The 13,847-nt window shown below is 72.7% G+C and carries 15 protein-coding genes and 1 pseudogene; 3 read left to right on the plus strand and 13 right to left on the minus strand.

Annotated features, from left to right (window positions below; all coding sequences use genetic code 11):
• The 11 genes and pseudogenes from D8M34_RS16655 to D8M34_RS16705 form a co-directional block, all read right to left on the minus strand.
• Window positions 1-258 (minus strand): annotated as a pseudogene (locus D8M34_RS16655) (cation-transporting ATPase); the annotation flags it as partial.
• 252 nt (window positions 259-510) lie between these two features.
• Window positions 511-1,581 (minus strand): hypothetical protein, encoded by a 1,071-nt coding sequence (locus tag D8M34_RS16660; RefSeq protein WP_126894566.1) that lies wholly within the window; start codon window positions 1,579-1,581, stop codon window positions 511-513.
• A 160-nt stretch (window positions 1,582-1,741) separates the two neighbouring features.
• On the minus strand, window positions 1,742-3,238 hold the full coding sequence (locus tag D8M34_RS16665; protein WP_025103928.1) for an NAD(P)/FAD-dependent oxidoreductase: 1,497 nt from the start codon (window positions 3,236-3,238) through the stop codon (window positions 1,742-1,744).
• Between the two features lie 25 nt (window positions 3,239-3,263).
• Entirely contained in the window at window positions 3,264-4,583 is a 1,320-nt protein-coding gene (locus tag D8M34_RS16670; RefSeq protein ID WP_036292654.1) for a S8 family serine peptidase, read from the minus strand.
• Window positions 4,580-5,122: a DUF501 domain-containing protein gene (locus D8M34_RS16675; RefSeq protein ID WP_062633538.1), complete on the minus strand. Its 543-nt coding sequence runs from the start codon at window positions 5,120-5,122 to the stop codon at window positions 4,580-4,582. Before D8M34_RS16675 ends, D8M34_RS16670 begins: the two co-directional genes overlap by 4 nt.
• A 47-nt stretch (window positions 5,123-5,169) precedes the next feature.
• The gene (locus tag D8M34_RS16680; RefSeq protein WP_174235403.1) at window positions 5,170-5,703 is read right to left on the minus strand and encodes an FtsB family cell division protein; all 534 of its coding nucleotides are present in this window, start codon (window positions 5,701-5,703) and stop codon (window positions 5,170-5,172) included.
• Window positions 5,704-5,780: 77 nt separating this feature from the next.
• Window positions 5,781-7,061: a phosphopyruvate hydratase gene (eno, locus tag D8M34_RS16685; RefSeq protein ID WP_126894567.1), complete on the minus strand. Its 1,281-nt coding sequence runs from the start codon at window positions 7,059-7,061 to the stop codon at window positions 5,781-5,783.
• Window positions 7,062-7,173: 112 nt separating this feature from the next.
• Complete coding sequence (locus D8M34_RS16690) at window positions 7,174-7,833, minus strand: O-methyltransferase (protein WP_025103923.1); 660 nt, start codon at window positions 7,831-7,833, stop codon at window positions 7,174-7,176.
• Window positions 7,834-7,837: 4 nt separating this feature from the next.
• On the minus strand, window positions 7,838-8,797 hold the full coding sequence (locus D8M34_RS16695; RefSeq protein WP_126894568.1) for a CPBP family intramembrane glutamic endopeptidase: 960 nt from the start codon (window positions 8,795-8,797) through the stop codon (window positions 7,838-7,840).
• The gene (locus D8M34_RS16700; protein ID WP_126894569.1) at window positions 8,794-9,849 is read right to left on the minus strand and encodes a DUF1648 domain-containing protein; all 1,056 of its coding nucleotides are present in this window, start codon (window positions 9,847-9,849) and stop codon (window positions 8,794-8,796) included. Before D8M34_RS16700 ends, D8M34_RS16695 begins: the two co-directional genes overlap by 4 nt.
• Window positions 9,836-10,243 (minus strand): GntR family transcriptional regulator, encoded by a 408-nt coding sequence (locus tag D8M34_RS16705; protein ID WP_126894570.1) that lies wholly within the window; start codon window positions 10,241-10,243, stop codon window positions 9,836-9,838. The genes D8M34_RS16700 and D8M34_RS16705 overlap by 14 nt, the downstream gene beginning before the upstream one ends.
• A gap of 99 nt (window positions 10,244-10,342) precedes the next feature.
• Between D8M34_RS16705 and D8M34_RS16710 the strand changes: the two genes are divergently transcribed.
• Both D8M34_RS16710 and D8M34_RS16715 read left to right on the plus strand, forming a co-directional pair.
• Window positions 10,343-10,813, plus strand: a complete 471-nt coding sequence (locus D8M34_RS16710; RefSeq protein WP_062633523.1) for a PaaI family thioesterase — start codon at window positions 10,343-10,345, stop codon at window positions 10,811-10,813.
• Between the two features lie 41 nt (window positions 10,814-10,854).
• On the plus strand, window positions 10,855-12,093 hold the full coding sequence (locus D8M34_RS16715) for an APC family permease (protein ID WP_126894571.1): 1,239 nt from the start codon (window positions 10,855-10,857) through the stop codon (window positions 12,091-12,093).
• A 5-nt stretch (window positions 12,094-12,098) separates the two neighbouring features.
• Here the strand turns inward: D8M34_RS16715 and D8M34_RS16720 are convergent, their stop codons facing one another.
• A complete protein-coding gene (locus D8M34_RS16720) occupies window positions 12,099-12,878 on the minus strand; it encodes an AraC family transcriptional regulator (RefSeq protein WP_126894572.1) in 780 nt (259 codons plus the stop codon).
• 95 nt (window positions 12,879-12,973) lie between these two features.
• Between D8M34_RS16720 and D8M34_RS16725 the strand changes: the two genes are divergently transcribed.
• Window positions 12,974-13,501 (plus strand): VOC family protein, encoded by a 528-nt coding sequence (locus tag D8M34_RS16725; protein ID WP_126894573.1) that lies wholly within the window; start codon window positions 12,974-12,976, stop codon window positions 13,499-13,501.
• Here D8M34_RS16725 and D8M34_RS16730 read toward each other — a convergent pair.
• The coding region (locus D8M34_RS16730; protein ID WP_342343181.1) for a GDSL-type esterase/lipase family protein at window positions 13,470-13,847 on the minus strand (378 nt) is incomplete at its 5' end. The genes D8M34_RS16725 and D8M34_RS16730 overlap by 32 nt on opposite strands.

A 13,847-nucleotide genomic window follows, 5' to 3' on the forward strand; every position in this document is an offset into this window, starting at 1 on the left:
TTCGCGATGGATCTGCTCGATCCGATGCGGATCCGCTGTCTGCAGGAGGTAGTCGTACCGGGCGATGGCCGCGCGGTCCGCCGCGGACACGTCCGACGCACCACCGGCCGCGGGGGCGGGAGGGGTGGGCGCCGGGGACGCGGGAGGAGGCGCGGTCGGGCGCTGCGCCTGAGGATCGGTGCCCCGCACGGCGTCGACCGCGCCGCGGATCATCCCGCTCCAGTCGGTGGAGGCACGCGCGCCCTCGCCGCCGCGCACCCCGGGGCTTCCCCCTTCGCGTCGATGGCGTCGGTGGCGAGGCGGATCAGGCGGGAGAGCTTCGACATGGGGGTCCCTTCGTGGGACGGACCGCCGTTCTCCGCGACCTCTGTCGACGCAAGGTTCCGGGCAGCCCGCGATTCGGGTGCCAAGGTCTCCTCCACCCTCGCGGGCCAGCGGGCCGGGGCACGATGACATGCCCGTCATGACGACGTCGCTGCAGACGGGAGTACTCCCCTTGCGGTCGACACGCTAGCGAGGCGGCCTATGGATCGGCTCCACGCGCGGCCGGGGAGGCGCCGTGCCCAGGATTGCGGTCATCTCGTCGTACAGCACCCGGAAGGCGTCGCGGAGCTCTGCGGCACCATCCGGTCGACTCGCAGCCGGGACCGCCTCCGCCAGCGTCCCGAGGGCGAGAGTCGCCGCGGCCTCCCGCGCCACCGCCGTGCCGAACTCATCGGACGGCCGGCCCCACCCCGCGGCGAGGAGGAGCTGGTCGCGCAGCACTCCCGCCACCCCGAGGAGCACGGCCGCTGCGCGGAGATGGCTGCGGGCCACCTCCGTGCCGAGAAGGCGTTCCTGCATCACTCGTGCGAGCCGTCGGGCGTGCGGCGTCGGCACCTCCCGGCGTGTGCGGAGACGCCAACCATCCGGCGTGCCCGGCACGGACTCGTACGACAGCGGCTCGCCGTCCCGGAGATGGACCACCGGGATCGACGACGGCGACACGAGCGACGGCCGCCGCCACCAGTCCGCCGGCGCCATCGCCGCAGACAAGAAGGCGGTGGCCGGAGCGTGCGCCCCCGCCCCTTCGAGCTGCACGAGATCGGCCGTGCTCGCGAGCAGGCTGAGGCCCTGTTCCGCCGCGAACCGCTGCAGCAGCAGCCCGACGGGCTCGAGATCGCCACCCGGGACGGAACGCGCGAACTCCGCCGCCTCGGGAACCGGCAGCACGACGGCGACGGACGACGGATCGGGGCCCGGCGGCACGAACCACGAGCACCCGGAGAACGCCGCCACCCGGGACGCATGCGAGGCGTAGCCGTCACTGCGGGTGAAGAGCCTCAGGACCGCCCGGGGCTGCGCGGCGACGGCTTCCTGCACCTGGGCGAGAAGGTGAGGGTGCGGGCGCACCGCAGCGTCGAGGACGAGATGATGCGTGGCTCGTCGCGTCCAGGGCCGCCATGCCGCGGCGCCCGTCGGGCAGATGCGGACGGGAGCGCCGTCGAGCCGTGCCGCGAGCTGTGCCGCATGCGCGTCCTCGCCCGGACCCGTCCGGATCGACACACTGACGGTCGGTGATTCTCCCCCGTGCGCGCTCACCGGACCTCCTCCCCGCATCGGGGGTGCCTCGCACACACCCCTCCCGAGCACCCCTGCGAGCGTACAATGTGAGATGTTACGCGACCAACTCCCGTCCCCGGTCAATAGGAGAAGGCCCTGGCGCTCACGCGCTCAGGGCCTTCTCCTCAGAACCGGACGGTCACTTCGCCGCAGCGGTCTCCGCGGAGTCCTTCGCAACGGAGGCCGGAGCCTTCTTCGCTGCGGGCCGCTTGGCGGCCGGCTTCTTGATCTCAGACGGCGTCTCCGCCGCGGGCGCAGCGGCCGGCTTCTCAGCGGCCGGCGCCTTGGCGGCCGGGGTGGCGTCGGCGGGTGCCGCGGGACGCGGGCGGGCGGCGAACTCCTCGAAGACGTAGCGAGGGTTCTGCACCGTCTGCAGGTTCACGAGGTCGCGGCCCAGCCACAGGTTGTTCCACCAGCCCCAGAGCACGCGCCACTTGCGCTCCCACGTCGGCATGGCCAAGCCGTGGTAGCCGCGGTGCGCGAGCCAGGCGATGAAGCCCTTCAGCGCGATCTTGCCGGACTGGAAGACGCCGTTGTACAGGCCGAGGCCGGCGACGGCACCGAGGTTCTTGTGGAAGTACTCCTTGGGGGTCTCCCCGCGGAGCACCGCGACGAGGTTCTTCGCCAGGAGCTTCGCCTGCCGGACGGCGTGCTGCGCGTTCGGGACGCAGAATCCGCCGACGCCGCCGCCCGAGAGGTCGGGAACGGCCGAGACGTCGCCCGCGGCCCAGGCACCCTCGACGAACGCCTCGGGGGTACCGACGCGCAGGTCGGCACGGGTCTGGATGCGACCGCGCTCCTCGACGGGCAGGTCGCCGCCGCGCACGACGGTCGGGTTGGCCATGACGCCCGCGGTCCAGACGATGACGTCCGTCGGGATGACCTCGCCGGTCGACAGCTCGACGTTGCCGTCGATGGCACCGGTGACCTGGGTGTCGAGGTGGACGTTCGCGCCGCGCGTGGCGAGGTCCTTGAGGACCCACTCGCTCGTCTTCAGCGAGACCTCGGGCATGATGCGGCCCATGGCCTCGATGAGGTGGAAGTGCGTGTCGTCGAAGGTCAGCTGCGGGTACTTGCTCACCAGCGACGAGGCGAGCGAGCGGAGCTCGGCGAAGACCTCGATGCCCGCGAAGCCACCGCCGACGACGACGACGGTCAGCAGGCGGTCGCGCTCGGGGCCGGCCGGGAGGGAGGCGGCCTTGTCGAAGTTCGACATGACCTTGTCACGGATGGCGACGGCCTCTTCGATCGTCTTGAGCCCGATGGCGTTGTCGGCGATGCCGGGGATCGGGAACGTGCGCGAGACGGCGCCCGCGGTGACGACGATCTGGTCGTACGCGAACTCGTACGGCTCGCCGACGGGCGGCGTGATGGTGGCGACCTTCTGCGCGTGGTTGATGTTCGTCACCTTGGCGGTGAGCACGTGCGTGCGCTTCAGGTGACGGCGGTGCGCGACGACGGAGTGCCGGGCCTCGATCGATCCGGCGGCGACCTCCGGGAGGAACGGCTGGTACGTCATGTACGGCAGCGGGTCGACCATGGTCACGTCGGCCTCGCCCTTGCGCAGATGCTTCTCGAGCTTCCACGCGGTGTAGAAACCTGCGTACCCTCCGCCGACGATCAGGATCTTGGGCACAGTGCTGTTCTGAGGCACAGAAGAACTACTCCTCGGAGTCGGGATTGTGGCGTACGGGAACGCGCGCCGATCGGATGCGCCGGGCAGCTGCGGTGACGCCAAGCGCTACCAGGATACCAGGGACCGTGAGGGCGATGAGCGGCAGGGTACCGTAGCGCAGGGAGTCGGCGCTGGGAAGCAGCGGTGAACCGGGGTCGGTGGGGGCATCCGCGTCGGGCAGCGGCGGCACCTCCACGGGGGCGAGCGACGGCTCGGGCGTGGGCTCGCTGTCGGCGCGGCGGTACAGCCGCACCCACTCCGCGAGATCGCCCATGGGGTTCTCGCTCACGGACGGCAGGTTCGCCGAGATCGCCGCCTCCGCGTCCACCAGGCCGAAGCCGTACAGCGGATCGCGCGGCTTCTTCGCATCCGCCACCGGCATCGCCGTCTTGATGATGCGGTTGATGACGTCGTTCGCGGAGATGTCGGGGTGCGCCGAGCGGATGAGCGCCGCGACGCCGGCGACGATCGGAGCCGCGCCGCTGGTCCCGCTCCAGGAGACGACCTCGCCGTCCGCCGACACCCCCAGCAGGCCCTCGCTCGGCGCCGAGATGCCGATGGTGATGCCCTGCGTCGAGGCCTCGATGCTCGCGGTGCCGGTCTGGTCGACGCCGCCGACCGTGAGCACGCCGGGGATCGTGGCGGGCGCGCCGATGATGTTCGTGCCGCTCCCCCGGTTGCCGGCCGCGACGACGACCACGACGTCGTGCTCGAACGCGTAGAGGAAGGCGTCGTCCCAGCTCTGATCCCAGTCGAGCGTGTTCGTCGTGAACGAGAGGTTGATGATGTCGGCGCCGTGGTCGACGGCCCAGCGGATGCCGGTGGCCACCTGCTCGGTGAACGGCACCGCCGCGGCGGCGCCGAACCCCACGGAGATCGAGAGGAGCTCCGCCTCGGGCGCGACCCCGATCATGCCGGTGCCGTCGGCTTTGCCGCGGCCTGCCGCGAGCGACGCCACCCACGAGCCGTGATTGCCGTCGACGGCGCCGAGCGGCGTGCGGCCGTCCGGCGTCCCGGCTCCGGACACGTCCGTCCCCCCGACGACCGCCTCGTCGAAGACCTGCGGCACCTTGCCGATGCCCGTGTCGATGACGGCGATCGTGACGCCCTCCCCGCGGGTCGTCTGCCAGGCGTCGCGGATGCGGGCACCGTCCAGCCAGTACTCCGCCGCCCGCACCGGATCGGCCGGGTCGTCGGCGACCGGAGGTGGCGTCGGCGTCGGCGTCGCCGTGGAACCGAGGAGCAGGACGGATGCCGCCACCGCCACGAGGGCGACGGCGCCGCGCAGCATCCGCCGCCGCGTCATGCCGAACGTGCCGGATCGTCGCGGAGCGCGGCGCCGGGCTCTTCGCAGCGGCAGACCTCGGGAGACCACGAGCTGCGGGCCAGCGCGGCATCGCCGATCGGGTTCACACCGGCTCCCGCCGCCAGGGCGTGTCCGGCGAGGGCGTGCAGGCACTTCACCCGGGTGGGCATGCCTCCGGCGGAGATCCCGTCGATCTCGGGCACCTCGCCGAACTGCGCACGGTCGGCGAGGTACGCCTCGTGGGCGGACCGATACGCGGCGGCCACCGTCTCGTCCTCCGCGAGCAGCGCCGCGAGCTCGGGCATGACCTGGTTCGCCTCGAGCGTCGACATCGCGGCGGTCGCCGCCGGATGCGTGAGGTAGTAGAACGTGGGGAACGGCGTGCCGTCGGGCAGGCGCGGGGTGGTGGCCACCACCGTGGGGTTCCCGCACCGACAGCGGGCCGCGATGCCGACGACACCGCGGGCGGGGCGTCCGAGCTGGGTCGAGACGACGGCGAGCTCGGCGGAGGTGGGCGCGGGGAACGGCGGGGTGGTCACCCCACCAGCGTAGGGGAGCCGTCCGGGAGGATGCTCGGAGCCCGGGTTCAGCCTGCGGGGACGGCGGTGTCGCTCAGTCCCGCGGAGACGAGGGTGCGCAGCAGCTGCGGCATCCAGTCGGCGGGCTTCTCCTCGAGGGTGTCGCTCACCGGCTCCTGCTCGCGCGGGAGGGTGGAGGGATCGAGGTCGTTGTCGATGAGGTACACGACCTCGCCCGGCTTGACGTAGTACAGGCGCTCACGGGCCTGGGTCGTGATGTACGCGGGGTCGTCCCAGCGCTCGCGCTCCGCGGTCAGCGCGGCGATCTCGTCCTCGCTCACCTGCACGGACTGCTCCAGCGCCGCGATCTTCTGCCGCTGGTCGATGAAGGTGCCCAGCGTGGGCACGAGCACCCAGGCTCCCAGCACCACGAGGGAGAGCATGATCACGGAGAAGGCCGAGAGCCGCATGCCCGAGGCCCACTCGCGCACGTCCACGCGGGGTGCGGCGGGGGCGCCGCTCCGCGGCTGTCGCGACGAGGACGTCGATCGGGTCGTCGCCGCCCCGGGGGACGGCGAAGGAGGAGCCGGTCGTCGTGCCACGGCTCCTCCTTCGTGTCAGCCGCCATCCGGGCGGCGCGGTCGTGCCGCGGATGCGGCGTGGTCGCTGTCGCGGGCGCTCAGCCCTGGTAGCGCGGGAAGGCGGAACGGCCGGCGAAGACCGCCGCGTCGCCCAGCTCCTCCTCGATGCGCAGCAGCTGGTTGTACTTCGCGACGCGCTCGCTGCGCGCCGGGGCACCCGCCTTGATCTGGCCGGAGTTCGTGGCGACCACGAGGTCGGCGATCGTCGTGTCCTCGGTCTCACCCGAACGGTGCGAGAGCATCGCCGTGTAGCCCGAGCGCTGCGCGAGGCTGACGGCGTCGAACGTCTCGGTGAGCGTGCCGATCTGGTTGACCTTCACGAGCAGCGAGTTGGCGACGCCGCGGGTGATGCCGTCGGCGAGACGCTGCGGGTTGGTGACGAACAGGTCGTCGCCGACCAGCTGCACCTTCGAGCCCAGGGCCTCGGTGAGGTGCTTCCAGTTGTCCCAGTCGTCCTCGGCGAGCGCGTCCTCGATCGTGACGATCGGGAAGTCGTTGACGAGCCCGACGTAGTACTCGGTGAGTGCGGCGGCGTCCCAGTCCTTGTTGTCGAGACGGTAGACGCCGTCCTTGAAGAACTCGGTCGCGGCGACGTCGAGGCCGAGGGCGATGTCGGTGCCGGGCGTGAAGCCGGCCTTCTCGATCGCCTTGACGAGGAAGTCGAGGCCCTCGCGGTTGCTGGGCAGGTCGGGGGCGAAGCCGCCCTCGTCGCCGAGACCCGTCGCGTAACCGGCGGCCTTCAGCTCCGCGCGCAGCACGTGGTAGGTCTCCACGCCCCAGCGCAGCGCCTCGGAGTAGGTCTCCGCGCCGATCGGGGCGAGGAAGAACTCCTGCATGTCGATGCCGTTGTCAGCGTGCTCTCCGCCGTTGATGACGTTGAACAGCGGCACGGGCAGCACGTGCGCGTTCGGACCGCCGAGGTAGCGGAACAGCGGCAGGTCGGCGGAGTCCGCGGCGGCCTTCGCGACCGCGAGGCTCACGCCGAGGATGGCGTTGGCGCCGACGCGCTTCTTGTTGTCCGTGCCGTCGACCTCGATGAGGATCTCGTCGACGATGCGCTGCTCGCTCGCCTCCACGCCCTCGATGGCCGGCCCGAGCTCGTCGATGACCGCCTCGACGGCCTTGAGCACGCCCTTGCCGCCGTAGCGGCTCTTGTCGCCGTCCCGCAGCTCGTACGCCTCGAAGGCGCCGGTCGAGGCACCGGAGGGGACGGCGGCGCGCTGCACGATGCCGTCGTCGAGGAGCACCTCCACCTCGACGGTCGGGTTTCCGCGCGAGTCGAGAATCTCGCGTGCGCCTACAGCCTCGATCAGTGCCACTGATGTGCTCCTTGCTCAGGATGGAAGGGTGTGTGGAGCGTCGTCGATCCGCGCCCAGTCTATCCCCGGCGTCGGACCGCACCCGGAGACGAGCCGGGGGGATCCGCCCGCGTCAGACGACGAGGGCGAGCGCGATGCCGTCCCATCCCTTGATCCCGACCGTCTGCAGCGCCGTGGCGTCGAAGCGCGGGTCCTCCCCGAGCATCCGCAGCCCCGCGCGCGTGCCGTTCACCTTGGGGTCCGTCGAGTCGTCGCGGACGATCTCGCCGTCGCGGCCGATGTTGTCGAGCACGACAACGGTGCCCGGGTGACCGAGCTTCGCGGCCCAGTCCAGGTACACGGTGTTGGACTCCTTGTCGGCGTCGATGAAGACGAGGTCGAAGGCGCCGGCGAGGGTCGGCAGCACGTCGGCTCCCCGACCGATCCGGATGTCGACGCGGTCCCCCACTCCGGCCGCGTCGATGCTCGCCCGGGCGACGGCGGCGTTGTCCGCCTCCGCCTCGATCGTCACGACCTGTCCCGCCGGTCCGACCGCGCGGGCCATCCAGATCGTCGAGTAGCCGCCGAGGGTGCCGATCTCCAGCACGCGGCGGGCACCGCTCATCCGCACGAGGAGATTCAGCAGCTTCCCCGCGACCGGCGCGACCTCGATCTCGGGCAGCCCCGCCGCCCGCTGCGCCTCCAAGGCCGACGCCAGGGCCGGGTCCGGGCCCACGAGCATGTCGGCGAGGAAGGTGTCGGCGCGGGCCCAGGCGGCGGGAGTGGATTCCATGTGCTCAGCCAACCCCCGGCGCCGGCCGGCCGTCAAGCGTCGGCGGGGTGCGCGGCGCGGCGAGCTCCGGCTGGCGGCGGAACTGCCCCGTGAGCACGAGGACGAGGGCCACGACGGCGGCGACGATCCAGCCCGCGACGCCGAGCGGTCCGGCGAGGGCGAGGTCGGGCTGCTCGGCGGCGACGATCAGGACCAGGCCCGCGGCGGCGTTCAGGGCCCCGTGCGCGACGACCGCCGGCCACAGCGAGCCGGAGCGCAGCCGCAGCCAGCCGAACAGGACCCCCCACGCCACGCAGCCGCCGATCATGAACAGCACGCCGGTGACGTCCGTCCGGGCGAAGTTGTAGCCGAGCAGGATGACGGGGCTGTGCCACAGCCCCCAGATCGCCCCGCTGAGCAGGAGCGCCGGCCAGGTGCCGAGCGGACGCAGCGCCGGGAGCAGCCAGCCGCGCCAGCCGAGCTCCTCACCGAAGGCGAGCACGCTGTTCACCAGCGCCCCGACCGGGATCGCGGCGAGCTGCGCGAACACGACCACTCCGACCGGCGGCACCGGTGTCCCCGGGGGAAGAGCCTGGGCGAGCTGATCCGCGAAGGTCGAGAAGGTGAGGTCGAGCCGCACCCACCCGAATGCGGCCGCGAGGAGGACGCCGAGGGCGACGAGCAGCGGCGGCACGAGCCAGGCCGCGACCAGCAGCCCGACGACGCGCTTCGCGGGCCGCAGCGGCCACATCCCGAGGAAGCGCGCCCGACTGCCCTTCTCCGGTACGCCCGTGGTGAGCATGACGACGAGCACCGCGGCCGCGGGCGTGAACATCATCACGGGGAGGAGCGCTCCCGCGAAGGGTTCGGCGAGGCCGTCGCCGAGCCAGAGGGGCAGGCAGACGAGAGCCGCGAGCCCGCAGGCCGTGAGGGTGAAGATGAGGACCGCGCGCCAGGGCACGCGGGTCGGCGTCAGAGCGCTCATCGTGCCGCCCTCTCCGTTCCTCCGGAGGGCGCAGTCCCCGCGGATCGGTCCACGTATGCCTGCAGGAGCGCCGCCGCCTCCTCCGCCCCGTCGATCGTGATGACGAACGGTCCGTGGTCGCGGCGATGCACCTCGATCGCCGGCCCCTGGCGCATCACGATCCCGCTGCGGCCGTCAGGAGCGAGACGCCACCCCCAGCCGCCGAACTCGCCGAAGGGCGAGATGCGCACGGCCCTCGCCGACGCGATCTCCGCCACCGGGATGGTCTTCCGAGGCCACCCGATCACGGCACGGGCGTCGATGCCGTCCGGCGTGACGCGCACCCGGAACGAGGCGGTCGCCGCCAGCGCGAACCCGACGACGAGGGCGACCAGACCCGAGACCCAGGCCAGCGGGGTGCCCATGACGAGCATCGTCACGGCGAGCGCCACGAGCCCGAGCAGCACGAGCAGGAGGAAGACGAGGGCACCGGTGGGCATGGTCGTGGTGCCCACCCAGACGACCCGCTCGCCGTCGCCGACCCGCACGTCGTGGCGGGGCTCGAGAGCGGCGCCGGGCACCGACTGCACGCGCGGCTGCACGAACCACGCCATCGCGCCCACGCCGAGGAGAGCCGCCCAGGCCAGTGCCATCACTCCCGCGATGCCCGGGACCTCACCGGAGGGCGGGAGGTCGCGCTGGATCGCGAGGGAACCCAGGCAGATCACGCCCGCGAACGCCGACATGCCGGCCGCGGTCGCTCCGAGGAGACGGGCGGTCGCGCCCCAGTGCGCCCCGACGGCGACGAGCGTCGTGACGGTCAGGAGCACCGGGATGCCGAGACCGACGCCGAGGAGCACCCAGAGGTAGGTGGCGGCCGGGCCGAAACCGTCCGCCCCGTCGACGCCCCAGTGGATCGCGACGTCGGTGGGGAACGACGGCAGCCAGGCCGTGAGCACGAGAGCGGAGATCGCGACGATGAGCACCGGGAGGACGAGCGCCACGAGGACGAAGGCCCGTCGTGCGCGGCGCAGGGTGGCCGGAGGGGTGCGAGTGGGGTCAGGCGTCGTCATGGGAGGCCTCCTGGGGGGTCGCGGCGGGGGTGGGAGGTTCGGCTTCTGCGCGGTGCGTGCGGACGATGCCGGCGAGGGTCTCGGCGGAGACACCCAGGGCCGCCGCCCGCCGGATCAGCCCATCGATCTCGTGAGAGAGCTCGGCGAGCGGCGCGGCGGAGGCGGCGATCACGGCGCCCCTCCCCCGCCGGAGGTCGACCAGGCCCTCGTCGCGGAGGCGCTGGTAGGCGTGCAGGACGGTGTGCTGATTGATGTCGAGGGCGGCGGCCACGTCGCGGGCGGCCGGCAGACGATCGCCGGGCGCGAGAGCACCGGAGAGGATGTCGGCACGCACCGAGGCGGCCACCTGGTCGTAGAGCGCGAGCGGGCTGTCGACATCGACGCGGATGAGCATGGCACCTCCCTTCCCTGGTTATTCTATGTGAACTAGAACAACTGTGCCAACCCTCCAGACGTCTTCGCGGGGACTCGGTGCATCCTCCACACTGACCTCATGCGCATCACGCCCCGCCGCCTCGCCCTCGGCATGAGCCTCTGGATCCCCAACCTGTGCAGCGGCATCCGCGTCCGCCGGTTCAGCGACGACTGGACCCAGGCGACCGTGGAGCTGCACGTGAACCTCCTCACCCGCAACTACGTCAAGACCGCGTTCGGCGGGTCGATGTCGGCGATGACCGACCCGTACTTCTTCATGCTCGTCATGCATCAGCTCGGACGGGACTACGTCGTGTGGGACACCCGAGGCGAGATCGAGTTCCTCAAGCCGGGGCGCGGGGTGCTGACCGCGGAGTTCGAGGTGACGCGGGAGAAGGCGGAGGAGCTCCGGCAGCGCGCCCACGGCGGCGCGAAGGTGCTCGAGTGGTTCGAGACCGTCATCACCGATCGCGACGGGGACGTCGTGGCGACCGTGCGCCGCGAGGTCTACATCCGCGAGAAGAAGCGCGTCACCGCGTCCCGCGGCTGACACGTCACCCGTCGTTCACCCCGGCGTGCGACGATGACCGGATGCCCCTCGCCCGCCGCCTGACACTGCCGGACGCCGTCGCCATCGGCCTCGGATCGATGATCGGTGCCGGCGTGTTCGCGGTCTGGGGACCGGCCATCGAGGTCGCCGGGAGCGGGATCCTCCTCGCCCTCGCGATCGCCGCCGCGGTCGCCTACGCCAACGCCACCGCGTCCGCGCAGCTCGCGGCCGTGCACCCCGTGGCAGGAGGCACGTACGCCTACGCGCGCGCGGAGATCGGACCGTGGTGGGGCTTCGTCGCCGGCTGGAGCTTCGTGATCGGCAAGATCGCGAGCTGCGCCGCCATGGCCATGACCTTCGCCGCCTACGCTGCTCCGGCGGGGTGGCAGACACCGGTCGCCGCGATCGCCGTCGCCGCCCTCGCGGTCGTGAACTGCCTGGGCGTGACGCGGACCGCGCTGGCGACCCGCATCCTCGTGGCCTGCTCGCTGCTCGGGCTCTCGGTCGTGGTGGCGGTCGGCCTCGGCGCCGCGCCGACCGCCACCCCCGCGCCGCTCCCCGACACGACCGTGTACGGCGTGCTCCAGGGCGCCGGACTGCTGTTCTTCGCCTTCGCCGGTTACGCCCGGATCGCCACCATGGGCGAGGAGGTCGTCGACCCCGCGCGCACGATCCCCCGCGCGATCGTGCTCGCTCTCGGCGGCGCCGTCGTCGTCTACGCGCTCGTGGGCGTCGTGGTGCTCCTCGTCCTCGGTGGCGACGCGCGGGGAGCCGCCGCGCCCCTGGCCGACATCCTCACCGCGGCCGGCTGGTCGGCGTTCGCCCCCGTGGTGCGGATAGCCGCGGCCGCCGCCTCCCTCGGCGCCCTGCTCGCCCTGCTCACCGGCATCGGGCGCACGACCCTCGCCATGGCGCGAGAGGGCGATCTTCCGCGGTTCCTCGCCCGCATCGACGAGCGCCATCAGGTGCCGCGCCGCGCCGAGATCATCCTCGCGGTCATCGTGATCGCGCTCGTGCTCGTCGGGGATCTCCGAGAGGTGATCGGGTTCTCCTCCTTCGGCGTGCTGCTGTACTACCTCATCGCGAACGCCGCCGCGTTCCGCCAGCACGGCGCGGCCCGACGATACCCCCGGGCACTGCAGGTGGGCGGAGCCCTCGGCTGCCTCGTGCTCGTGAGCACGCTTCCCGCCCTCGCCTCGTTCGTCGGCATGGGCGTCGTGCTGTTCGGCGTCGCCGGACGGGCGCTGCGGGTACGGCGGCAGCAGCAGCGACGCGGCTGATCGCCTCAGCCGGAGAGCCGGGCGCGATAGTCGCGCGGCGGCAGGCCGAGGACGGCCGCGAAGTCGCGCGTGAGATGGGCGTGGTCGGCGTACCCCAGCGTGGCGGCGAGCGCCGTCAGGTCCGTCTCCGGCTCCTCGCGGAGACGCTGCGCCGCCTCCTGCAACCGGCGACGGCGGATGATCGCGCCCGGCGACAGTCCCACGGTGCGATGTGTGAGGCGCTGCAGCGTGCGCACCGAGACGGCGAGTCGGGTCGCCGCCTCCTCGGGCGTCAGCGCCGCTCCCTCCCCCAGCAGCACGTCGAGCATCGCGTTCGCCTGCCGCCCCGCTGCACCCACCGAGCCGACCCGCTGCGCCAGCCACGCGGCGAAGACCGCGACGGCCCGCTCCCGTCGCCCGTCTGCGGACCGCATCGCCGTCGTCACCGCCGCGAGCAGATCGGGGGCGTCGAAGGCCCGCTCCGCGTCGACGAGCTCCGCTGCGTCGTCGGTGAGCGCGGGGACGGCGGCAGGGCGCAGCAGAGCGCCCACGGCCCAGCCCGCACCCCACAGCGCCCTCGTCGACACCCGGGTCGTGGCGCCCGAGATCGACACCCCATCGGAGGCGACGACGAGGTTCACCGCCGGATACGAGACGATCTCCTGCCGGGACACCTCGCCGTCCGGGAGGCTCCACTCCGGGATCCAGAACCAGGAGACGAGCGCGGCGGCGTGTGCGGGCGGGGGCAGCCGATGGAACGAGGGCAACCGCGCGGGATACAGCACTCCGCGCGTCCGGTCGACCATGGCCCCAGCGTAGGACGCGCCACCGACGCAGCGGCCCCGAGGACGTGTCGCGGATCTTCAAGCGCCGGGCGCCCTCCCGCGTCTAGCGTGGCCGCATGACCGAACAGACACCTCCGGCCGGTGTGACCGACGCACACACCACCGACGGCCGCCCGCACAGCGCGACCTCGCTCACCCCCTTCCTCGCGATCCCCGACGCCGCCCGCGCCGTCGAGTTCTACCGGGACGTCTTCAGCGCCCGCGTGGTCGACGTGACGGAGTTCGGCGGTGTCGTCGCGCACGCCGACCTCGACTTCGGGCTCGGACGGCTCCAGCTCGGCGAGCCCAGCCCCGAGTACCACCTCGTGCCCGCGCCTTCCGGCGACGACGACTGCTACTCGATGGGCCTCTACGTCCCGGATGTGGACGCCGTGGTCGCGCGCGCCGTCGCGGCGGGGGCGACCGTCCGCGAGGCGCCGTCGCTGTTCGTCTCCGGCGACCGCTACGCCAGCATCCGCGACCCGTTCGGCGTCCGCTGGTCGATCATGACCCGCGTGGAGGATCTCTCCGACGAGGAGAGCGCACGACGGGTCGCGGAGTGGGCGGCCTCGTTCAGCGCGGCACCGGAGAGTGCCGGGAGCTGAGCGCGACCAGGGCGGCCCGCTCGACGGCCGGCAGCAGCGCCTCGGCGGTGCGGCGGTAGCCGAGGGCGCTCGGGTGGAAGCGGTCGAGGCTGAACATCTCCTCCGGCTCGTCGAAGAACATCGGGCCGACAGCCCGCCGCAGGTCCACCGTCTCCGCTCCTTCCCGGTGCGCGGCCTCCGCCTGCGCCTCCGCCAGCCGTCGGGACAGACCGGAGGCGATGCGGCGCAGCGGCTGCGGCACCGCGCGCAGGGCGCCGAGGTCGGGGCAGGTGCCGACGACGACGCGGGCACCGCGAGCGCGCCGCCCGCCGATGGCCGAGATGGGAACGGCGTCGGGTCGGGGCAG

Source organism: Microbacterium sp. HSID17254 (assembly GCF_003989315.1).
In the GTDB taxonomy this organism is placed as follows: Bacteria; Actinomycetota; Actinomycetes; order Actinomycetales; family Microbacteriaceae; genus Microbacterium.

Coding starts and splice junctions, on each gene's coding strand:
- D8M34_RS16720 (WP_126894572.1), bottom strand. CDS start 12,878: ATGGTCGACCGGACGCGCGGAGTGCTGTATCCCGCGCGGTTGCCCTCG.
- D8M34_RS16670 (WP_036292654.1), bottom strand. CDS start 4,583: ATGACGCGGCGGCGGATGCTGCGCGGCGCCGTCGCCCTCGTGGCGGTG.
- D8M34_RS16705 (WP_126894570.1), bottom strand. CDS start 10,243: ATGCTCATCCGCGTCGATGTCGACAGCCCGCTCGCGCTCTACGACCAG.
- D8M34_RS16690 (WP_025103923.1), bottom strand. CDS start 7,833: ATGGAATCCACTCCCGCCGCCTGGGCCCGCGCCGACACCTTCCTCGCC.
- D8M34_RS16695 (WP_126894568.1), bottom strand. CDS start 8,797: ATGAGCGCTCTGACGCCGACCCGCGTGCCCTGGCGCGCGGTCCTCATC.
- D8M34_RS16715 (WP_126894571.1), top strand. CDS start 10,855: ATGCCCCTCGCCCGCCGCCTGACACTGCCGGACGCCGTCGCCATCGGC.
- D8M34_RS16700 (WP_126894569.1), bottom strand. CDS start 9,849: ATGACGACGCCTGACCCCACTCGCACCCCTCCGGCCACCCTGCGCCGC.
- D8M34_RS16725 (WP_126894573.1), top strand. CDS start 12,974: ATGACCGAACAGACACCTCCGGCCGGTGTGACCGACGCACACACCACC.
- D8M34_RS16710 (WP_062633523.1), top strand. CDS start 10,343: ATGCGCATCACGCCCCGCCGCCTCGCCCTCGGCATGAGCCTCTGGATC.